20 protein-coding genes are annotated in these 19,302 nt (G+C 66.8%); 6 read left to right on the top strand and 14 right to left on the bottom strand.

The window, feature by feature from the left end; translation table 11 throughout:
- Positions 1 to 362: 362 nt before the first annotated feature.
- Genes ACZY0R_RS08150 through ACZY0R_RS08130 form a run of 5 tightly spaced genes read right to left on the bottom strand, consistent with a single transcriptional unit; the run spans position 363 to position 4,558 of the window.
- Entirely contained in the window at positions 363 to 941 is a 579-nt protein-coding gene (locus tag ACZY0R_RS08150; RefSeq protein ID WP_488857929.1) for a hypothetical protein, read from the bottom strand.
- Positions 938 to 1,573, bottom strand: a complete 636-nt coding sequence (locus tag ACZY0R_RS08145) for an SCO family protein (protein WP_488857928.1) — start codon at positions 1,571 to 1,573, stop codon at positions 938 to 940. Before ACZY0R_RS08145 ends, ACZY0R_RS08150 begins: the two co-directional genes overlap by 4 nt.
- Positions 1,570 to 2,172: a c-type cytochrome gene (locus ACZY0R_RS08140; RefSeq protein WP_488857927.1), complete on the bottom strand. Its 603-nt coding sequence runs from the start codon at positions 2,170 to 2,172 to the stop codon at positions 1,570 to 1,572. Before ACZY0R_RS08140 ends, ACZY0R_RS08145 begins: the two co-directional genes overlap by 4 nt.
- Positions 2,169 to 2,909 carry a cbb3-type cytochrome c oxidase subunit II gene (locus ACZY0R_RS08135; protein ID WP_488857926.1) on the bottom strand — a complete coding sequence of 247 codons (741 nt, stop codon included), beginning with the start codon at positions 2,907 to 2,909 and terminating at the stop codon, positions 2,169 to 2,171. Before ACZY0R_RS08135 ends, ACZY0R_RS08140 begins: the two co-directional genes overlap by 4 nt.
- 2 nt (positions 2,910 to 2,911) lie before the next feature.
- Positions 2,912 to 4,558, bottom strand: a complete 1,647-nt coding sequence (locus ACZY0R_RS08130) for a cbb3-type cytochrome c oxidase subunit I (RefSeq protein WP_488857925.1) — start codon at positions 4,556 to 4,558, stop codon at positions 2,912 to 2,914.
- A 334-nt stretch (positions 4,559 to 4,892) separates the two neighbouring features.
- Between ACZY0R_RS08130 and ACZY0R_RS08125 the strand changes: the two genes are divergently transcribed.
- Positions 4,893 to 6,326: an aminotransferase-like domain-containing protein gene (locus ACZY0R_RS08125; protein ID WP_488857924.1), complete on the top strand. Its 1,434-nt coding sequence runs from the start codon at positions 4,893 to 4,895 to the stop codon at positions 6,324 to 6,326.
- Positions 6,327 to 6,460: 134 nt separating this feature from the next.
- On the opposite strand, the gene ACZY0R_RS08120 is transcribed toward ACZY0R_RS08125, so the two are convergent.
- From ACZY0R_RS08120 to ACZY0R_RS08110, 3 genes are all read right to left on the bottom strand, one after another.
- Positions 6,461 to 7,081 (bottom strand): fimbrial protein, encoded by a 621-nt coding sequence (locus ACZY0R_RS08120; protein ID WP_488857923.1) that lies wholly within the window; start codon positions 7,079 to 7,081, stop codon positions 6,461 to 6,463.
- Positions 7,078 to 7,434 carry a hypothetical protein gene (locus ACZY0R_RS08115; RefSeq protein WP_488857922.1) on the bottom strand — a complete coding sequence of 119 codons (357 nt, stop codon included), beginning with the start codon at positions 7,432 to 7,434 and terminating at the stop codon, positions 7,078 to 7,080. The genes ACZY0R_RS08120 and ACZY0R_RS08115 overlap by 4 nt, the downstream gene beginning before the upstream one ends.
- 218 nt (positions 7,435 to 7,652) lie before the next feature.
- Positions 7,653 to 8,648 (bottom strand): fimbrial protein, encoded by a 996-nt coding sequence (locus ACZY0R_RS08110; RefSeq protein WP_488857921.1) that lies wholly within the window; start codon positions 8,646 to 8,648, stop codon positions 7,653 to 7,655.
- 407 nt (positions 8,649 to 9,055) lie between these two features.
- Between ACZY0R_RS08110 and ACZY0R_RS08105 the strand changes: the two genes are divergently transcribed.
- From ACZY0R_RS08105 to ACZY0R_RS08095, 3 genes are all read left to right on the top strand, one after another.
- Positions 9,056 to 9,259, top strand: a complete 204-nt coding sequence (locus tag ACZY0R_RS08105; protein ID WP_488857920.1) for a SlyX family protein — start codon at positions 9,056 to 9,058, stop codon at positions 9,257 to 9,259.
- 111 nt (positions 9,260 to 9,370) lie between these two features.
- A complete protein-coding gene (locus ACZY0R_RS08100) occupies positions 9,371 to 9,967 on the top strand; it encodes a DUF1439 domain-containing protein (protein WP_488857919.1) in 597 nt (198 codons plus the stop codon).
- Positions 9,968 to 10,138: 171 nt separating this feature from the next.
- Positions 10,139 to 10,654, top strand: a complete 516-nt coding sequence (locus tag ACZY0R_RS08095) for a fumarate hydratase (protein WP_488857918.1) — start codon at positions 10,139 to 10,141, stop codon at positions 10,652 to 10,654.
- Between the two features lie 399 nt (positions 10,655 to 11,053).
- Here ACZY0R_RS08095 and ACZY0R_RS08090 read toward each other — a convergent pair whose 3' ends face one another.
- Both ACZY0R_RS08090 and ACZY0R_RS08085 read right to left on the bottom strand, forming a co-directional pair.
- Entirely contained in the window at positions 11,054 to 11,671 is a 618-nt protein-coding gene (locus ACZY0R_RS08090) for a DUF938 domain-containing protein (RefSeq protein WP_488857917.1), read from the bottom strand.
- Between the two features lie 276 nt (positions 11,672 to 11,947).
- Positions 11,948 to 13,969, bottom strand: a complete 2,022-nt coding sequence (locus ACZY0R_RS08085) for a PhoX family protein (RefSeq protein WP_488857916.1) — start codon at positions 13,967 to 13,969, stop codon at positions 11,948 to 11,950.
- Positions 13,970 to 14,303: 334 nt separating this feature from the next.
- On the opposite strand from ACZY0R_RS08085, the gene ACZY0R_RS08080 reads away from it, so the two are divergent.
- Both ACZY0R_RS08080 and ACZY0R_RS08075 read left to right on the top strand, forming a co-directional pair.
- Positions 14,304 to 14,915, top strand: coding sequence for an IMPACT family protein (locus tag ACZY0R_RS08080; protein ID WP_488859576.1), 612 nt, complete (start codon positions 14,304 to 14,306; stop codon positions 14,913 to 14,915).
- Positions 14,912 to 15,289, top strand: a complete 378-nt coding sequence (locus ACZY0R_RS08075; protein WP_488857915.1) for a 2Fe-2S iron-sulfur cluster-binding protein — start codon at positions 14,912 to 14,914, stop codon at positions 15,287 to 15,289. The genes ACZY0R_RS08080 and ACZY0R_RS08075 overlap by 4 nt, the downstream gene beginning before the upstream one ends.
- Here ACZY0R_RS08075 and ACZY0R_RS08070 read toward each other — a convergent pair.
- The 4 genes from ACZY0R_RS08070 to ACZY0R_RS08055 form a co-directional block, all read right to left on the bottom strand.
- Complete coding sequence (locus tag ACZY0R_RS08070) at positions 15,286 to 16,407, bottom strand: extracellular catalytic domain type 1 short-chain-length polyhydroxyalkanoate depolymerase (protein ID WP_488857914.1); 1,122 nt, start codon at positions 16,405 to 16,407, stop codon at positions 15,286 to 15,288. The two genes, ACZY0R_RS08075 and ACZY0R_RS08070, sit on opposite strands and share 4 nt — an antisense overlap.
- Before the next feature lie 203 nt (positions 16,408 to 16,610).
- The gene (locus ACZY0R_RS08065) at positions 16,611 to 17,366 is read right to left on the bottom strand and encodes a sulfite exporter TauE/SafE family protein (RefSeq protein ID WP_488857913.1); all 756 of its coding nucleotides are present in this window, start codon (positions 17,364 to 17,366) and stop codon (positions 16,611 to 16,613) included.
- Positions 17,367 to 17,373: 7 nt separating this feature from the next.
- The gene (locus ACZY0R_RS08060) at positions 17,374 to 17,748 is read right to left on the bottom strand and encodes an antibiotic biosynthesis monooxygenase family protein (protein ID WP_488857912.1); all 375 of its coding nucleotides are present in this window, start codon (positions 17,746 to 17,748) and stop codon (positions 17,374 to 17,376) included.
- Positions 17,749 to 17,801: 53 nt separating this feature from the next.
- A complete protein-coding gene (locus tag ACZY0R_RS08055; protein WP_488857911.1) occupies positions 17,802 to 19,010 on the bottom strand; it encodes a cytochrome P450 in 1,209 nt (402 codons plus the stop codon).
- Positions 19,011 to 19,302 lie beyond the last annotated feature (292 nt).

The following is a 19,302-nucleotide window of genomic DNA, read 5'->3' as shown; positions in this document are numbered from 1 at the left end:
GTCACGCGGGCGCGACATGCGCCCTGGCGTCAGTCAGGGATAAAGCCGGAGCAGGAAAAAACCGGAAAAAGCCGGAAAAGACAGGGCTGCGGATCAGCCCAGCACGGCGGCGGGCGGCGGCGCAAGGCCGGCCCCCGCGCGCGGCGGCGAGGTGACAGGAGGCGCGAAAGCGGCGGCGCACGGCCGCACCGCACCCGCAGGGGTGGCGATGGCGGCAAAGGCGTTGTGCGCGGCGTGGATCATGATGGTCCGTTGAAGATGGGATTCCTGGCCCGCGGGCCGAAGAATGCCGCCACGTTACACCATGCCAAAGCGCAAGGCAACGGCGCCCGGTTCCCGCTTCCCGGCTGCCCGTTGCCGGGCTACGCGGCCGGCTCGGGATCCACCGCCAGCCGGCTGGCGATCGCGAACAGCCACACCGCCAGCAAGGCCAGCGCCCACAGCACCAGCGCGCGGCCCGCCACCAGCTGCTCGTCGATCAGGTAGGTACTGCATAGTTGCGCATCCGCCTCCTGGTACAGCAAGCCGGCGGTCAGCATCATCCAGACGCCGTTGATGACAAAGAAGCCTTGCAGCACGGGACCGGCGGCCTGCCAGGAAGCGCGCGCCAGCAAACCCGCGAGTACCATGCCCGCGACCTTGGCCATGCCCGCCGGGGCCGCCAGCGTGGCCTCGTCCAGCGCCACCGGCAGCATCCAGTAGCTGGCGATGCACCACGCTGCCATCAGGCCCGGCAGGCCGGCGGCATTCCATGGGGCCAGCCAGTCCGTGAGCCGCCGGCCGGCGCAGCGCGCGGCCCACCAGCCCAACAGCGCGAGCAAGGGCAATTCCAGCCCCATATGCCTGGCCATGGTGGCCTCAAGCCATGGCCGGAACAACGCGGCCAGCGCCAGCAGCACGCCGGGCAGCCAGGGGAGCCAGCCGCGCGCCAGCGCCTTCACAGCCGGCTCCGCAGTACGTCGGCCAGCGCCAGGTCCGGCCGCTCCACATCGTAGGCGGCCGCCAGCCGGCCGTGCCCGTCAACCAGGAACAGCGCGGCATTGTGCGAGTAGCCGCCCAGGCCATCGGGCAGCACGACGATGCCGAAGGCATCGAGCAGGCTGCGCAGGCGAGCGGGATCGGCCACCGTGGCAAAGGTCCAGAGCGCCGGATCGGCACGCAAGGTGCGTGCATAGGCGCTCAGCACAGCGGGCTGGTCATGCACCGGGTCGAAGCTCAGCGTCAGCAGGCGCACGCTGTCCTGCAAGCGGCGCTCGCGCAATTGCTGCTGCAGCCAAGCCTGCCCCGACGCGCTGGTGCGGCAGACCGCCGTGCACTGCGTATAGACGAAAGTCACCAGCGTGAGCGGCGCGCCGCCCTTGTCCGCCACCGCGCCGCCGAAGGCTTGGCGCGCGCCGGCCTGGTCGAGCAGCACCAGCGCCGGCAGTTCGCGCGGCGCGCGGGCAAGATCGAGGCGGCGCGCGCCGTCGGCGCTGACCGTGCGCAAGCCGCGCGTGGTGGCGAACACCGCCGCGCCGGCCGCCGCCAGCACCAGCGCCACCATCAGCAGCGTCTTGCCCCACGCGCGCGTCATGGCTTGGCGGCACCTCCGGCCTGGATGAACGCCTGCAGCGCCTCGCCGCCGTGCCAGGGTTCCTTTTGCGCGGCGGAAGCGGTGCGCGCCGCCGCTACCTGCGCGGCCTCCACCGGCGCTGCGCCGTTGCCCCACTGGCCGCGGATATGCGTGGCCAGCGCCGCGATCTCCGCGTCGGAGAACTGCTCCCCAAAGGCGGGCATGGCGCCGTTGTAGGTGGTGCCGAGCACGTCCAGCGGGCCGGTCACGCCGTGCAGCAGGATCTGCGCGAGCCGGTCCGGCTCGCCCGTGACCCAGGGCGAGCCGGCCAGCGGCGGGAACACGCCGGGAATGCCTTGCCCGCTGGCCTGGTGGCAAGCCTGGCAATTGGCCGCGAACAACTGCTTGCCATCGGCCACGGTGCCCTGCCCTGCCGGTGCCGCCAGCGCGGCGACGTCGCGCCGGTCGCCCAGCGCGGCGCTGCCGTCGGCCCGCTCGATGGCGATATAGCTGACGGCCCAGACCAGCAGGCCGCACACCAGTGCCAGCACCACCTTGGGCACCGGATTGTGCTGCTCGTGCGGATCGGCGTTCTCTGTCTTGTGGGCGGGTGGTTTCATCGGAGCGGAGCCACACCGGCGTCGGAAGGCGCCGGCGAGCTGGAAGTGGATTGGGTGGAAGCAGCCGCACCGCGCGGAATGGACGGTGCGACCGCATGGGAGGCAAGCGTGGCACTGCCGGGTGCTTGCGCGGGAACGGCTGCCGCGGCGGACGGGTCCACCACCGGGTACGTGTGGCGCATGCCGATGAGGTAGGCCACCAGGTCCAGCGCCTGGGGCGTGGCCACCACCACCTTGCCCGGCGGCACCGTACCGCCGGGCAGCGCGACAACCTTGTCGCTCTTGCTCACCGCGCCTTCCGGCTTCAGTTCGAACAGGAACGGATAGCCCGGCATGATGCTGTCCGCCACATAGGCGCGCGGCTGGTAGAGATGGCCGAGGTGCCAGTCGGCGCTGGGCTGGCGCACGCCGATATTGAACAGGTCCGGGCCGGTGCGCATGGTGCCGAGCAAAGGGGGGATGTCGTAGTGGTAGTCGGCCGCCACCGATGGACGGCCCCAGCCACGCTGCCCGTCGGCGCGCCCGGCGCCGGTGGAACTGGGCTGCTGGGTGTGGCAGGCAATGCAGCCGTTGGCGAGATAGACCTCGCGGCCGCGCAACTGCTCGCTGGTGTAGGGCGCCAGCGCCGCGGGCGCGGGCACATCCTTGAGCTGCAGGAAGGGCACCACGATCATGGCCGAGGTGGCGAGCGAGAGCGTGACCATGGCCCCGCCCACAAGTTTGAGTTCGTTTTCCATGTTCAGGCAGCCGCTTGGGAAACCATGCGATCGGTCTGCGCAAGCGCGGAAGGACGCAAGACCATCAAGGCAAAGTGGAAGGCAAAGACAAGGTGCCCCAGCGTCATCAGCGCGCCGCCGAGCGAGCGTCCCTGCAGCCAGGGCAGCGTGACCGCCACCGATTCCATGAAGGGGCGCGCCGGGTCCAGCAGCGCCAGGCCCTGCAGTACGCCGCCGATGCTCAGCGTGATGAGGTAGGTCAGGAAGCCCGCCACCACCAGCCAGAAATGCAGCGAGATCAGCGCGGGCCGGGGCCACGGCGCATCGACCATGCGCGGCAGGGCAAAGTAGATGCCGCCGAAGATCACCATCGACACAAAGCCGTACATGCCAAGGTGCGCGTGGGCCACGGTGAAGTGCGTGAAGTGCGTCACCGCATTGAGCGAGCGCAGCGCCTCGAACGAGCCCTGCACCGATGCCAGCGTGTACATGATGGCGCCGAACACGATGAAGCGCAGCGTGGCCGAGTGGCGCAGCGCGCCGAAATGCCCCTTGAGCGTCAGGTGCTGGTTCACCGAGAACGCGGTCACCGGGATGATCATCATCACGCTCTGCACGATCGACAGCGTGATCAGCCACGGGGGAATCGGCCCGCCGATCAGGTGGTGCGCGCCGACCTGGCCGTAGAAGAACGCCAGCGTCCAGAAACCCAGCAGCGACAGGTTGTACGAACGCACCGGGCGCCCGATCACCTTGGGCAGGAAGTAATACACGGCGGCAAGCGACAGCGGCGTATAGAACAGCCCAAGCACATTGTGGCCGAACCACCAGTTCATGGTGGCCTGCTCCACGCCGAAGTGCACGCCGGGTATCTTGGCGACCACGTACAGCACCGGGAACCAGAACAGCGCCGCGCCGATATACCAGACCGACACGTACAGATGGTGCACGCGGCGCTTCTGCAGCATGAACGCCAGCGGCAGGCCGATCAGCATCCCGCCCAGCGCGAACAGCAAGCCCACCTGCCACGGGATCTCCAGCCATTCCATGCCGGCATTGATGCCCACGGCGATGGCGCCCAGGCCGGCCACCAGCCCGGCATTCCAGACCAGCGCGCCGATCATGGCGAAACGCCCGCCCAGCAGCGGCGTGCGCAACAGCCTGGGCAGCATCCACAGCGTCAGCCCGAGCAGCCCCATCGGCGCCCAGCCGTAGGCCACCGCGTTCAGGTGCATCGTGCGCAGGCGGCCGAAGCTCAGCCAGGCCTGCCCGGTCAGCAGGTCGGGCATATGCAGCTTGAGCGAACTGAGCAGCCCGGCGGCGGAAGCCACCACCAGCCACACCACGGCGCAGCTCAGCATCAGCAGGGCCGGCAGGGAACTGGAGCGATCGGCCTCATGGCGCGCGGCCAGTTCGGCTTCGAGATCGGCGCGGGCTGCCGCGGCGGCGGACGCCGGCTGCCGGCTGGACGCGGCGCCGGTCCACAGCGCCTGCTGCTGCGCGGCATCGCTCGATGGCTCCTCCGGATGGCCGATCTCGCCAGCCGCGAAGATGGTGCGCGCGCCGGCCGACTCAAGATCGAACAGGCCCTTGCGCAGCGACCAGATAAAGGCAAACAGCCCACCTACGGACAGCAGGAAGGTAGCTAACAACAGACTTGTGGGATCCATGGATTTCCTTGCACTCCCCACGACGGCAACAGGGCCGCCGCAGTCAACTGACAACGGTGAATGCTAAGCAGGCAAGGCGGGACCGAACAGAAGCAGATCAAGACGAATCGACCGGATCAGGGGAATTTGCGCGCGACAAGTTGCCGCAGCGTGCCCTTGCCGGCTGATCCCCGATTCGTCAGACTTGTCCGATTCGTTGCTGGCGCCGCATCGCCACGGCACCGTGCCCCGCGCTGATACGGTACAGTCGTCGGAATCAGGCCATGTGCCAAACAGTGGATCTCCCAAACCGCCGATGCCGCGCAGCAAACCACCCACCTCCCGCCAGCCCGAGATGCCTCCTCCTATCGGCACGCTCTATGAATTGCTGGCCGACGACATCGCGCAATCGATCCAGGCCGGCACGCTGCGGCCCGGCGACCGCCTGCCATCGGTGCGGCAGGCCAGCGCCAGCCGCTGCCTGAGTCCCTCCACCGTGTTCCAGGCTTATTACCTGCTGGAGGCGCGCGGCCTGATCGTCGCGCGCCAGCGCTCGGGGTACTTCGTGGCAAGCACCACCCGCGTGCTGCCGCCGGAGCCCGAGGCTGCATCGCAGCCGGAAGAAGGCTCGACCGAGCTGAATGTCAGCGACCTGGTCTTCGACGTGCTGGCATCGGCCAAGCAGCGCGACCTGGTGCCGCTGGGCTCCGCGTTTCCGAGCCCGCTGCTGTTCCCGCTGGAACGCCTGGCCAAGTCGATGTCCGGGGTGATCCAGCACCTGGACCCGTGGAGCTCGGTGGACGACATGACGCCGGGCAATGCCGGCCTGCGCCGCCAGATCGCGCTGCGCTACCTGATCGACGGGCTCACCGTGCACACCGATGAGATCGTCATCACCAACGGCGCGCTGGAAGCGCTGAATCTCTGCCTGGCGGCAGTCACGCGGCCGGGCGACGCGGTCATCATCGAGTCGCCCACCTTCTACGGCGCGCTGCAGGCGCTGGAGCGCCACGGCCTGCGCGCCATCGAAGTGCCCACGCATCCGCGCGAAGGCATCGAACTCGATGCCCTCACCCGGGCGCTGGAGCGCCATCGCCCGAGCGCATGCTGGCTGATGACCAATTTCCAGAACCCGCTGGGCAGCCTCATGCCCGACGCCAAGAAGCGCGAACTGGTGAAGCTGCTGGCACGCTTCGAGGTGCCGCTGATCGAGGACGATGTGTACGGCGAACTGTACTTCGGCAACAAGCGGCCGACGCCGGCGAAGGCGTTCGACACGAAGGGCCTGGTGATGCATTGCGGCTCATTTTCCAAGTGCCTGGCGCCGGGATACCGGATCGGCTGGGCCGCGCCGGGACGCTTCGCGCGCGAGGTGGCGCGGGCCAAGCTCACCAGCACGCTGACGGTGGCCGCGCCGACGCAGGCGGCCCTGCTCAACTACCTGGAGAAGGGCGGGTATGACCGTCACCTGCGTCAGTTGCGGCAGGCGCTGGCGCAGCGGCAGGATGCCTTCGCGCAGGCCATCGCGCGGCATTTCCCGGCGGGTACGCGGGCCACGCGGCCGGCTGGCGGGTATTTCCTGTGGATTGAAATGCCGGTGGGCACCGATAGCCTGGCCTTGCATCGTTACGCGCTTTCGCATGGGATCAGTATTGCGCCCGGGCCGATCTTCTCCGCGCATGGCGGGTTCCGGCACTGCCTGCGGATCAATTGCGGGCACGATTTTGATGAACGCACGGATGAGGCGCTTGCTACGGTGGGGAGGTTGGCGAGGCTGACGATGGAGTAGGCCCCTCGGGCGGGGGCCTGGTGGCTACGTGACCGAAGGGCTGTGGCAACATGCGCGCATCGCGGTGGGGGAGATCAGCGATTTCATCGCGCACCGGCCGGGACAGGCGTGAATCCCGATGCGCCGGCCTCTGTTTATTGATAGTCGATCAAGACGCTGACAGCCCCCTTGATAGTGCCAACCGTGACAGTAGGCCCTGTCTGGATGTAGGAGGCGTTGAGGGGAATCGAAACGGATCCGCCGGTTGACTGACGGTAGTCGGTCGCCTCCATGGAACGGCCGAATGTGATGGGAGCGTTCTGCTGATCGGCGAGCCGGATGGCCACGCCTGTGGCGGTCGAGCCACCCAGGGGTGCCAACGTGCCGGGGAAATTCGCGACGGTGCCGGAGACCGGTGTGAGCGAATAGCCGACCCGATAGAAACCGGCGGGACAGTTGTTCAGGTGAAACTGGAAACCCGTTGTGCCGACGATGGTGCCGACGCCCTTGAACCCGGCCGGCAGAGCGCAAGGCAGCGTGATGGCCTGGTCAGGTGTGCGGCAGGTACCGTTGATCGGCGTGATCGTGCCGCGAAGCTCGATGAAGGCGTATTGTCCATACCCGCCACTTTCGCCAAAGTTACAATAGTAACCGGTACTGCCAGCAGCGCGTGGGCATAAGGTGAAATATCCCGGCGCCGCGCTCGACATCAAAGAGCCTTCAATGAATGGGCGAGAATCGCGCAACAACTGAACCTCGAACGAACTGACCTTCATGACGGAGGGAAGGCTGCCGCCGCGCACGGGTTCCCCGTTGGCCAGGATGCGGGTGGAGATGCGCGAAACGTTGGTTGTGATGACAGGACCATAAGAAACACTGCCTCCCGGCCGACGGCGCCCAAATCGCATGTCGGCGCACCGCAAGCCTGCATGGGCGAAATGAAATAGCGGCCGACGACGGTGCCCGCGGGCACCGTCGTCGGCAAGGCGATCTGCTGCCCGAATGCGGTGATCGTGGTGGGGTCAGCGGCGGCGGCGACCGGCGCCAGCAACGCCGCAACGAGGCCGGCAATTTGACGACGGTGATGTCCTTCAAGCATCAGGCCAAATGCGTTCCTTCGTTTCGTCAAGTGCCGCTCCTTAGATTTGATTGCTTGGATTATCTCTAGATCTTCAATCGCTAGATATAGGACAAGTCTTAATTTTTTTGCGTTCGTTCGTTCGAATCCTAAAGGGGTTTCACCCTGAATAACTGGATTTCGAGAATCCGTTGGACGATCCCTGCCCGGTGGACGACATGACGCCGGGCAACGCCGGCCTGCGCCAACAGATCGCGCCGCGCCGATCTCTATTGATAGTCGATCAAGACACTGACGACCCCCCTGATAGTGCCAACCGTGACAGTAGGCTTTGTCTGGATGTAGGAGCCGTTGAGGGGAATCGAAAAGGACCCGCCGGTTGACTGACGGTAGTCGGTCACCTCCATGGAACGGTCGAATGTGATGGGGACGTTCCGCTGATCGGCGAGCCGGATGGCCACGCCAGTGGCGGTCGAACCACCCAGGGGGGCCAATGTGCCGGGGAAATTCGCGACGGTGCCGGAGACCGGAGTGAACGAATAGCCGACCCGATAGTAACCGGGGGGACAGTTGTTCAGGCGAAGCTGGAAGCCCGTTGTGCCGACGATGGTGCCGACACCCCTGAACGTGGCCGCTACCGCGGAAGGCAGCGTGACGGCCTGGTCCGGTGTGCTGCAGGTACCGTTGACCGGCGTGATCGTACCGCGAAGATCGATGCGGAGGAATTGTCCACTCAGGCCCCCAGTGCATGCATAGCCGGCCCACGAACCGGTACCGGTAGTAGCCTGTGAGCATAAGGTGAAATATCCCGGCTCCGCGGTCGACATCAAGGAGCCTTGAATGACTTGGCGTGCATCGCGCAACAACTGAACCTCGATCGAGGTGACCATCGTGGCGGAGGGAAGGTTGCCACCGGACACGACTTGCCCGTTGATCAGGAGGCGGGTGGAGATGCCCGAAACGTTGGTTGTGATGACGGGACCTGGAGAAGTAAAGGCTCCTCCGTTGTGCCACAGGCCGACGGTGCGCAATTCGCATGCCGGCGCTCCGCAGGCTTGGATGGGCGAAATGTAATAGCGGCCGACGATGGTGCCTTGGGGCGCGGTCGAGGGCAATGCGATCTGCTGCCCGAATGCGGTGATCGTGCGGTAGTCGTAGGCGACGGCGCTGGCCGGCACCAGCGACGCTGCAACGAGGCCGGCAATGCGCCGGTGGCGATGTCCCTGAAATATCCAGCCGAATGCGTTCCTTCGTCGTTTCGTCACGTGGCGCTCCTTGGATTAGGTCGCAGAAATTATCGACATGCCTCCAATCGTTTTGATTAGGAAAATTCCTCAATTTTTACCGAGGGATTATTCAATAATTTTTCCCTGTTTTAACCAGAACCCTAAAGCCGTTGCATTCCGAAATTCTGAATTTCCGGGATCCTTCGGATCATCCCAGGGTGTGGCCTTTGGTTTGCATCGCAACCGTGCGCCTTGCCGACATTGAGCGCGGCCTTGAAGCACCCCGGTGCCACCGTGCCCACGACGAAACCAGTAGCGCCTGCAACTTCGTGGCCGGTCACCCCGCGAGCGGCAGACGGCTTGCCTTGAGAGATGTCGGCTACCGGGGCCGGTCCCCAACTCACCTGCCCAAAGCCTTACAATTCCCACCCCACCGGAGAATTGCAATGGAATCCCGCCTGACCGAACTCGAAATCAAGGTTGCCTTCCAGGAAGACCTTCTCGACACGCTCAACCTCGCCGTGGCCAGGCAACAGCGGCAGATCGACCTGTTGCAAGAGCAGTTGCAGGCGCTCTACCAGCAAATGCGCTCCAGCGGCACCGGCGGCGCCGAAGCCGGCCAGCAGCACGAAATCCCACCGCACTATTGAGCGTGCGCGGCGGCAGCGCGTCACGGCATCATCCGGCACGATTGAACAAAGCCACCGCCGCCGCGGTCAGACCGGATAACGCGCAAGACGCCAACCTGGACGCACCCCCGCATGCCGACACCCCTCACCCGGCCCCAGCCCGCACGGGCCATCCGCGCCAAGACCCTGAAAGCCGCCGCCGTCATCGCCGCGCTTGGCGCCGCCAGCGCCTGGGCCGGCTACAACGTCTGGACGGGCGACTACACATTTTCCCGCGACGAACTGCAGGCCGCCGTCGACAAACGCTTCCCCGCCACGCTGCGCTACGGCCAGGTGGTCGACGTGCAACTGACGCATCCGCGCCTGGTGCTCGACGACGCCAATAATCGCGTGACCACCCGGATGGACGCGCGACTCACCAATACGCTGCTGCCGGCGCCGCCGATCAACGGCACGCTTTCGCTCAGCAGCGGGCTGAAATACGATCCGGCAAAGCGCGCCGTGCTGCTCGACAATCCGTCGGTCGAACGGGTCCAGGTAGACGGCATGCCGGCGCAGTACGGCGAGCAATTGAACGCCATCGGCGCCGTGGTAGCCCAGCAGTTGCTGCGCGATTACCCGCTTTACACCTTTACGCCGGACCAATTGCGCGTCGCCGGCAAAGAGGTGGAGCCGGGCGCCATTACCGTGTTGCCCGACGGCATCAAGGTCCAGGTCAATACGCGATAAACGCAATACGTATTGCATATTCGCATCGAATGCCCGTGCCATGGAGGCGCGGGAAACGTTGTATCCGCGCACGCATTCAACCTGAAACCACGCCGATTAACTTCGCGGCGCGCAAGTAATGCCGCGCAACCGGTTATACTCCGCGCTCCTACAACTAACGGGTAAATACAAATGGCCGTAGCAAAGAAAGTCGCAACCAGCGCAGCAGCAAAGACCAAGCCGGCAGCCGCCAAGAAGGCAGCAGTTCCCGCGAAGAAGGCCAGCGTGCTGGCTCGCGAACTGGCAGCTGCAAAGAAGGGCCTGCTGAAGCTGCGCGCTGACGCGAAGAAGGCGATCGAAGCCGCCAAGCGCGAAATCAAGGTAGCTGCCGAAGCCGCCAAGCAGGCCGTGCTGGCAGAGCGCCAGGCCGCCAAGGAAAAGCTGGCAGCACAAAAGGCAAAGGCAAAGCCCGCTGCCAAGAAGCCGGTGGTGAAGGCCGCCGTGGCAAAGAAGGCCGCAGCCAAGCCGGCCGCCGCCAAGAAGGCCGCCGCACCGAAGGCAGCAGCTCCGAAGGCCGCCAAGCCGGCCGCCGCTCCCAAGGCAGCAGCTCCGAAGGCTCCCAGGAAGGCCGCCGCCAAGAAGCCGGCAGCACCGAAGAAGGCCGTGGCCGTCAAGGTCGAGGCAGAAGCGCCTGTCGCCGCGAAGTAAATCGCGCGAGGGCCAGCGCGGCAGGCGGCCCGGACATGCGCGCGGCAATCCGCGCCATGCTTCGGTCCCCTTTCGCGCACCGCTTTTGTGCGAACCGGCTGGCGCCTGGCAGGGCCAGCCGGACATCTCCCTCCGAAATTCCCGGACGTCCCAGCAGTCCCGACCGATCGGCCAATTCGGCACGATCGCGTGAACGCGCGCCCCCATCACCCCGCATTCCCGGCATCATTTCCGCCAGGTCTTAAGCCAATGCTTAAGCCAGCAGTTAAGCCAACGGTCAAGCGGACAATCGGGCGGAAAACTCAAATCCCCCTTTCCGCGATTCCCCGCCTCCGGCATTAGCCAGGATCCATTCTGGCTAATCGGGCTGCGATCCGCCAGCATTCGGCCGGCAGATTCCTATTTTCGGAAAACCAGGCTGAAGTTATTGGCCGGCATCGGGATTGGCTCTTCCATGCGAAAACCCTCGGCCTGGCCCAGCGCCGCCACGTCCTCCATATTGCGCACGCCCCATTCCGGGTCGGCATTGCGCAACTGCGCATCGAACGCGGCATTGCTCGGCGCGGTGTGTTCGCCGTTGCGCCGGTAGGGGCCGTACAGGTAAAGCACGCCACCGGCCGGCAACAGGCGGCCGGCGCCGGCAAACAGCGCCCGGGCCGCCGCCCACGGCGCGATATGGATCATATTGATGCAGACCACCGCCTGTGCCGCTTCGATGCCCCAGGATGGCTGGCACACGTCCAGCACCAGTGGCGCAAGCACGTTGGCCACGCCGGCATGCGCGGCCCAGCCTTCGATCGACGCGCACGCCGCCGCGTCGGGATCGCTCGGCTGCCAGGTCAGCCCCGGCAGCGCGGCGGAAAAATACGCCGCGTGCTGGCCGGTGCCGCTGGCGACTTCCAGCACCAGGCCGCTCTGCGGCAATACCCGGCGCAACACGGCCAGGATGGCGTCGCGATTGCGGTCGGTGGCCGGCGCGATCCGGCGCGCGTCAAGTTGGCCATCTTGGTTCGGCATGTCGTTTCTCCTGTTTTGGGGACGGCATAGGGCGCGGAACATCGAGCCTCCGGCAATATGCTGCCGCAAGCGTAGCAGGCATGCCCCACCTCCCGCCACCGGGGCCGCCAGCGGCTTGTCAGGTTGCTCACGCCGCCAAACCCCGGGGCATAAAACAAAACGCCCCCGACGACGTTGTCATCGGGGGCGTTCCGCCGCGCCGGCCTGGACCTTCCCGCGGCGGGGATTACCGGTGCTTGCGCACCGGGCTCAACCTCGGCGTGGTCCAGTCCACACTCAGGCTTTGCTCGTCTTGACGCTGGTGACATCGGCTGTCAAGTAGCCGACTGCCGCGCCAAAGCGGTCCTTGTAGTTGGCGCGGACCAGCGGATCCAGCGCGGCCTTCACGGTGTTATGCAGGCTGCTCCAGTCGCCGGCGTGCTGGAAGTTGCTCATGATGTAGGTCCAGCCGTTGAGCTCGTCGACCGCATGCAGGCCGGTCGATTCGCCGCCCGCCGGCACCGACAGCAAGCGCGACAGCTTCTTGGTGTCGACGTTGTAGGCCCACAGGAAGTTGTTGACGTGCTGGCCGCTGTCCTCGCCGATAAACAGGGTGCGCAGCTTCTCCGAGAACTTGAGGTTGTCCGGATTGGCGATCGTCTCGGGGTCGCCGGTATTGCCCAGCGCGTCCGCGGCGATGTCCTTGCCGACGATCAGGGCCTTGGTATGCACCGGCACCCATTCGCTGTTGATCGCGGCGCCGTCCAGGTCCTTCTGGCCGCCGGCGAGGTTGTGCTGCATCACGCCGCCGGCCTTGAGCGCGGCGGGCAGCGAGATACCGCTTTGCGCATTCCAGCCCTTGGCGTTGTTCGTGACCATCGAGTCCTGGATGTTCTGCAGCGCCGAGTAGGCCACCTTGTCCTTGATATTGACGGTGGTGCCTTCCATCTTGGTGAAGCCCATGCTGCCGCCCTTCAGGTAGGCGTAGCGGTGGGTTTCCAGGAAGGCAGCGGCCTTGTCCTTGCCCGGCAGGATCTTGACCCATTGCGCCTTGCCGCCGGAGAAGATCTTGGTGTATGCCGAATCGCTGGGATCGGCCCACTTGACGTCCATGACGTCGACCGGGCGGTTCGACTTGGCCATCGCCTCGACTTCAGCGCTGGTGGCATGGCCGAGCTTGACCCAGGACAGGTCCGCGCCGGAAGCCGCCGGATCGATGGAGAAGCCTGCACCGATCTTGGCAACGTACAGCGTGCCAGCGGAGAGGTCCTTCTCCTTGTCGGCCACGAACATGAACAGCCCGCTGTTGGTGGCGTCGTCACCCATCAGCACGGTGCGGTTGTCGGGCATCACCTGCACGAGTTCGTGCGAGATGCGGCCCAGGCAATAGTGCTTCCTGATGGAGCCGGTGCCGTCGGGATTGACAGTCACTTCGGGCAGATGGCCATACAGATAGGGGTTGAACGCGATGTTCGCATTGCCGTACAGGTTCTTGGCGAACTTCGTGTACTGATCCGTCTGGTCGGTGTAGGTCGGAACATCCGCCGCATTGGGGAACGTTTCCGGCTCGTACTCTTCGCTGGACAGGTGGGTATTCCATGGCGACAGGCTGGCGCCGCAGGTGATCCACAGCCCGTTGACGCCCGAGGTGTCAACGTTGTGGTACTTGACCAGCGCCAGCTTGCCGGTGGCCGGGTCCTGGTCCAGGGTGAGCACGGCGATCGGCGACGGCAGGCGGCCGTAGGTGTCGCTGCCGAGTTGGTCGCGCGAGGTGTATTCGAACTGCACTACGGCGAATACCGTGTTGCCCTTCACGCCGTCCACCTTGGCGCCGTCGATCTTGAGCAGCGAGGTGCCGTCCGGCGAGTCCGAGAAGAACTGGCGCTCTTTGCCGGCCACCGACGTGTCGATGATGGGCTGGTTGTTGATGTCGACATATCCGCCAGCGAGGATGGTGCCGCCCTTGCCGTCCGGGACCATGTCGCCGGTAACGAAGAAGGGCTGGTAGGCCAGCTTGAAGGTCTGGCTGCTGCCATCGCTGAACGATACCTTCAGGCTCGAACCCACCGTGGTGGTCGCCATCGCGGCCGGGTTGGCCAGCGTGGGCGCCGCCATGCCGGTGAACTCGGCGGTGGTGAAGGTGGCGGCGGCGGGCGTGCCGGGCACCGGTGCCGGCGCCGGCACCGGCGCGGCTACCGCGTCGCCGTCTCCGCCGCAGCCGACCAGGAAGGCGGAAGCGCCAAGGCCCAGCGGCAGCATGGGGGCGCCGGCCAGGAATTTAAGCGCCTTGCGGCGGGATGCGTCCGGTTTGTCGAGCATTCTTCTTTCCCGTTTCGTTTATGTGAGTGATTGGGCGGCACGCGCTGCGCCGCCTTGCCGCGCGCTTGTGGGGAGCCGCGTGGCGTTCAGGCCGACTCGCATCCTATGAATGATTTGTTACAACTTGTTGAAAGTGTCTTAAATTGCAGACATCCAGGGGGCCGTCCGCGCAATCAGCATAATCACCGTATCGGGGCAATCCGCACATCCCGGACGGCCGGGGCCGTTTGTGTACCGCTGTTGTACACTGACGCACGCTCCCTGCCAGGAGCCGATTCCCTTAGCTCTCAGCCCGCCGGCGCCGCTTATGGCCCGCCGTGACGCGGCCCCACCCGTGCCGACTTACACCCTCGCTTCTCCCGTCCAGGCGGACCTGGAAATCCGCAAAAGCCGTTTCATCGGCTACGCGATTCCCGTGCAGGACCGCGCAGCGGCCATGGCCGAACTACAGCGCCTGCGCGAAGCGCACGCCACCGCCACCCATGTCTGCTGGGCCTTGCTGGCAGGCGGCCAGTCCGGCATGTCGGACGATGGCGAGCCCTCCGGCACCGCCGGCCGGCCCATGCTGGAGGTATTGCGCCACCATGAACTGGAAGGCGTGCTTGCGGCCGTGGTGCGCTACTACGGCGGCATCAAGCTGGGCGCGGGCGGGCTGGTGCGGGCCTATACGGATGCCATCGCCGCGGCCCTGAAGGATGCGCAGCGCATCGAGCGCATCGCCTATGCCGAACTGGTTGCGGAAGTGGACTACGCCGACGAGGCGCGCGTGCGCCGCTGGATCGAGCAGGAAGGCCACGTGCTGGCGCATGGCGAGCATGGCGCGGCGGCCCGGCTGACGATCCGCCTGCCGGCCAGCGCGCTGGACGCGGCACGGGCCGCGCTGCGCGACGCCACGCATGGCCGCGCCCGCTTCCCCGGCGCGGACGATGGCGAGGCGCAGTCATGAGCAACGTCCCGCATGCGCCCGATTCGGGATCCGGCGGCGCGGCCGATGCCGCCACGCCACCCTCGCCACCTTCGCCGGCCTTTGCCGCGCGCGTCGAGCCGCTGGGCACCAGCTTTCCCGCCTTGCCCACGCAGACGCTGCTGGAAGCCGCGCTGCTCGCCGGCGTGCAACTCCCCAGTTCCTGCCGCAATGGCACCTGCCGCACCTGCCTGTGCCGGCTGTCCGCGGGGAGGATTGCCTATCGCATCGAGTGGCCGGGCGTGAGCTACGACGAGCGCGACGAGGGCTATATCCTGCCCTGCGTGGCGTATCCCGAGAGCGATGTGGTGATAGAAGCGCCGCTGGCGCGCCTGCCGGACACTTCCCAGGCTTAAGCCACCCTGACCGGCTTGCGCCTGCGCGCCGGCGCGGCCCGCGCAACGAGGCACTGCATGAAGTACTGCCACGCGATGCGCAGCGCATCCGGGCCGGAAGGATCGGCAAAGGCCTGGCTGGACGGGCCGCCGCTCCACGCATGCCCGAGCCCTTCGATCCGCACCAGCCGGATATAGGGCTGCCCCTCGCTGGACCATGCATGGACGCTGAATGGCCGCCGCTGCCCGCGCTGGCCCCAGCGCGGCGCGGCCGGCACGGGTGCTTGCGGCAGCAACTGCTGCCACAGCGCGGCAGAAGCAAGCGCGTTGTCGAAGCGCACCACGTGATCGGCATCGCCGTGCAGCAGCAGCAGTGGCGGCGGACGGCGCCCCGCCAGCTGCAACCGCGCGGCCTCCACGTCCGGGTGGCCCTTGCCTTGCATGACGCGCGCCGCTTGCGCGGCGTTGGACGCGCTCAGCGGCACCGCGCCGGAATGCGAACCCACCGCGGCGAAGCGGTCCGGATAGCGCAGCCCCAGTATCTGCGCCATGGCGCCGCCGGCCGACAGGCCAAGCGCGAACACGCGGTCGCGGCGAATCGGGCGCTGCTGGCACACATGCTCGACGATGGCCATCAGCAGGCTCGCCTCGGCCACCACGCGCGCGGAAGCGCGGAACCAGTTCCAGCACCGCTGCGCGTTCGCGTGGGAGGATTGTTCCGGCAACAGCACCACGCAGCCAGCGCTGCGCGCCACCACCGCGGCGCGGGTGCATGCGGCAAAGCTGGCCGAGTCCTGGCCGCAACCATGCAGCAGCACCAGCAAAGGCGCCGGACGCGAAGCGCTCACCCCTGGCGGAATAAACAGCCGGTAACGGCGCTGCACGAGCGGCCCCTGCCCCCAGCTTCCTTCTTCCCAGCGCCCCCCGCCACGGCCTGCCGGCACCGGCACCGGCACCGGCACCGGGGACACTACACCGCTCAACACGCGTTGCGTGGCCTTGCTCATGGCCTCGCCCTGCCTGACCGCCGTCTGGATCGCGGACTTCGTGACCGTGCGCTGCGCGCGCCGCACGTTGCGCGTGGCGATCTTGCCGAGGATGCTCCAGAGTTTGCTGCCACTGCTCTTGCTACGTGCCATCGGCGGCATCTCCTGCACGGGGTGATGGAATGCGGCGTCAAGGCCGCACACCTGGCCCGCAGGCGCAGTGTTTCGCTGCAGCGCAGCACCAGTATGCCGTGCGGCGGGTCGTTCTGTCAGGCTTTCGCTCCGTCAGGCGGCGCGTGGGCGGAATCCCTGCCGGGCGCAACCACGCGCGTGCCGATGCGCTCCCGTCGGCAAGGCTAGAAGACCCCGCGCAGCGCCAGTTCCGCGCCAAGCAGCAGCAACCCGCAAAAGAACAGCTTGCGGAACCGCGCCGCGCTGATGCGGTGGCGCAGCCATTGGCCGACGAACATGCCGCCCAGCGCGGGCAGCAGTGCCAGCACCGAAGCGCCCAGGACGGGCGTGTGCAGCAACGCGCCGTTCATCGCCAGGCTCACCGCAAGCGCGATGGTGGACACCGTGAACGACAAACCCAGCGCCTGCACCAGCGTCTCCCTGTCCAGGTCCAGGCCCTGGATATAGGGCACCGCCGGAATCACGAATACGCCCGTGATGGCGGTGATGGCACCGGTAATCACGCCAGCCAGCGGTCCCAGCCAGGGTTCGGCGGCGGCGGGCACTTTCGGGTGGAAGGCGGCCAGCCCCAGCACCGCGTACAGCACCAGCGCCACGCCCAGCCAGGACGTGGCATGCGCCATCAGGCTGGCCGGCAGCAGCGCCGCCGCCAGCCACGTGCCCACGCAGATGGCCGCCAGCATGGGCCACATCCGCCGCATCAGCTGGCCCAGCCGCGGGCCGCTATAGAGCTGGACGACATTGGTCACCATGGATGGCGCGACCAGCAGCGCCGCCGCCTGCACGGGCGGCATCGCCAGGCCAAGCAGCCCCATCGCCACGGTCGGCAGGCCCAGCCCGACCACGCCCTTGACCAGCCCGGCGAGCAGGAAGGTAAAGCCGATCAGCGCGATCTGCGCGCTCAGGAACGTCGATTCCATGGCCCGCTCACTCCGCGTGCGACGCAGGCGGCGCGATGGGCTGGTGCACAGCGCGGCTATCCGCCGGCGCCTGCTCGCGCTCGTTCAGGCCATAGTCGCGCAGCACGTGCGCCACCCGCAGGCGATAGCCCGCGAACACGCCGCCGCGCCCCGCCGATTGCGCGTGTCGGTGCTCCATCGTATTGCGCCAGGCCATGACCGCGGCCTCGTCGCGAAAGAACGAGAGGGACAGCAGCTTGCCCGGGTTGGCCAGGCTCTGGAAGCGCTCCACCGAGATAAAGCCGTCGATGGCTTCCAGCGTGGGCCGCAGTTGCGCAGCGATGTTCATATACGTATCCATCCGCCCCTCGGCGGGCTCGACTTCGAAAATGACTGCGATCATGGCGGTCGTCCTTTTGTGATTGCAATGTTTGAGGTGCCTGGACTTTCAGGCGCTCAGAGGAAATGCGGGATGCGCGCATTGATCGAGGGCCGGTAGCGAAATGCCTGCACCAGCGCCGCGGGATCCGCGCCGTGTGCCAGCAGCGCGGCAACGACCGCCTGCGCCACCGAGGCGGCCAGCGCGTCGCCGGGACACGCATGACCGCCGGCACCGAAGGTCCACGGACGGGATGCCTTGCCCGCGCCTTCGCCCGGCATGCGCTCGTCGAGCGAAGCGGCCGCCAGCACCAGCAGTACCCCGTCGCCGGCCTTCAGGTCCGCGCCGCACAGGCGCGCGTCGGCGGCCAGGAAGCGCCGCGTGTTCTGCACCGGCGGATCATCGCGCAGCACCAGCGCGGCGACATCGCGCAACGCGCCGGCTTCGTCCGGCCGCCGGCCTGGCGCCATCTCCCTGCCAAGCCGCACCAGCATATTGCCGACCAATCCGGCGGTGGCCTCGCAGGTTTGTATCAACAAGCCAATCGCATTGGTGGCGATCACCTCTGCCGCCACGCCGGCGGCAAGGGCTTCGCGTTGCAGCGCATCCAGTGGCCGGCTCGGCGCGAGGTCCGGCGCGCCTGCGGACAAGCTCTCTCGCATCCACGCCTGCAGCCAGGCGGCCGCCTCGCTCCCGGCGGCGGTCTCCTGCGCGGTTGCCAACGGCGATATGGCCCGCGCGAATGCCGCCACCTGCGCAGCGGCCTGCCTCGCCACGCCGGGCTGGCCTGCTACGGCCAGGCCGAGCGCATCGGCCACGGCCAGCACCGGCAGCGAGAACATCCAGTGATTGACGGCGGCAGCTGGCTGCGTCAGGTCGAATGGCAAATCCTGCGCCAGCGCCGCCACGCGCCGCTGCATGCCGGCCAACTCCAGCGCCGCCATGCGTTTGAGCAGCACGCCCTTGAGCGGCGCGTTCCAGGCGCCGTCGTTCATGCGGATCAAACCGCCAAAGAGCGCGCCGGCAGGGCTGCCTTCCAGCGCGGGGGGCACTGGCTGCGCGGGCGGCCTCACGCGGCTGGCGGGATGCGCCAGCACCGCCGCAACCTCGGCGGCGCCGGCGGCAACCCACAGTCCGAGCGCCTCGTCGCGATAGAAAGGCCGGCGCGCGGCGAGCCCGCGGTAGTAGGGCCCCGGGTCGGGATGGGTGACGGCGGCGAGCGGATCTGACGGCATCGGCATGGGCGTGGTTGTGGGAACGCGGTTGATATTGGCGAGGTGGGGCATTAAAGCCGTGGCCAATACGCGCCTAAGTGCTTGATTTTTCTAGCCCGTCCTCGGGTTCTCGAGGCTAAAGTACTTTCCAACATAGAGAGATGCCGCCATTAAAGTGCTTTCCAGTTGTATCCCTGGCAACTGAATGCAAGCGCGCTCCTAAGCGCGCATGCATCGCCCCTCTTGAGGCGGCGGCATTTAAGACGAGAATTTCATGTGGGCGCGGTTGCGCTGGTCGTCGACTAGTCCAAACTTTGGTCCCTGAACTCGCCGGAACCCGCGCCACCGTTGGGTTTCGGCTATT

It is taken from the genome of Cupriavidus sp. F041 (assembly GCF_057814235.1).
The sequence above is the reverse complement of the archived record's forward strand: the minus strand, read 5'-3'. Positions and strand labels throughout refer to the sequence as shown.

Bases quoted from the DNA above. Each gene is read 5' to 3' on its own strand.
- ACZY0R_RS08075 (WP_488857915.1), top strand. From the start codon at position 14,912: ATGAGCAACGTCCCGCATGCGCCCGATTCGGGATCCGGCGGCGCGGCC.
- ACZY0R_RS08120 (WP_488857923.1), bottom strand. From the start codon at position 7,081: ATGAAGGTCAGTTCGTTCGAGGTTCAGTTGTTGCGCGATTCTCGCCCA.
- ACZY0R_RS08105 (WP_488857920.1), top strand. From the start codon at position 9,056: ATGGAATCCCGCCTGACCGAACTCGAAATCAAGGTTGCCTTCCAGGAA.
- ACZY0R_RS08065 (WP_488857913.1), bottom strand. From the start codon at position 17,366: ATGGAATCGACGTTCCTGAGCGCGCAGATCGCGCTGATCGGCTTTACC.
- ACZY0R_RS08140 (WP_488857927.1), bottom strand. From the start codon at position 2,172: ATGAAACCACCCGCCCACAAGACAGAGAACGCCGATCCGCACGAGCAG.
- ACZY0R_RS08130 (WP_488857925.1), bottom strand. From the start codon at position 4,558: ATGGATCCCACAAGTCTGTTGTTAGCTACCTTCCTGCTGTCCGTAGGT.
- ACZY0R_RS08090 (WP_488857917.1), bottom strand. From the start codon at position 11,671: ATGCCGAACCAAGATGGCCAACTTGACGCGCGCCGGATCGCGCCGGCC.
- ACZY0R_RS08125 (WP_488857924.1), top strand. From the start codon at position 4,893: ATGCCTCCTCCTATCGGCACGCTCTATGAATTGCTGGCCGACGACATC.
- ACZY0R_RS08100 (WP_488857919.1), top strand. From the start codon at position 9,371: ATGCCGACACCCCTCACCCGGCCCCAGCCCGCACGGGCCATCCGCGCC.
- ACZY0R_RS08060 (WP_488857912.1), bottom strand. From the start codon at position 17,748: ATGATCGCAGTCATTTTCGAAGTCGAGCCCGCCGAGGGGCGGATGGAT.
- ACZY0R_RS08095 (WP_488857918.1), top strand. From the start codon at position 10,139: ATGGCCGTAGCAAAGAAAGTCGCAACCAGCGCAGCAGCAAAGACCAAG.
- ACZY0R_RS08145 (WP_488857928.1), bottom strand. From the start codon at position 1,573: ATGACGCGCGCGTGGGGCAAGACGCTGCTGATGGTGGCGCTGGTGCTG.
- ACZY0R_RS08085 (WP_488857916.1), bottom strand. From the start codon at position 13,969: ATGCTCGACAAACCGGACGCATCCCGCCGCAAGGCGCTTAAATTCCTG.
- ACZY0R_RS08055 (WP_488857911.1), bottom strand. From the start codon at position 19,010: ATGCCCCACCTCGCCAATATCAACCGCGTTCCCACAACCACGCCCATG.
- ACZY0R_RS08135 (WP_488857926.1), bottom strand. From the start codon at position 2,909: ATGGAAAACGAACTCAAACTTGTGGGCGGGGCCATGGTCACGCTCTCG.
- ACZY0R_RS08070 (WP_488857914.1), bottom strand. From the start codon at position 16,407: ATGGCACGTAGCAAGAGCAGTGGCAGCAAACTCTGGAGCATCCTCGGC.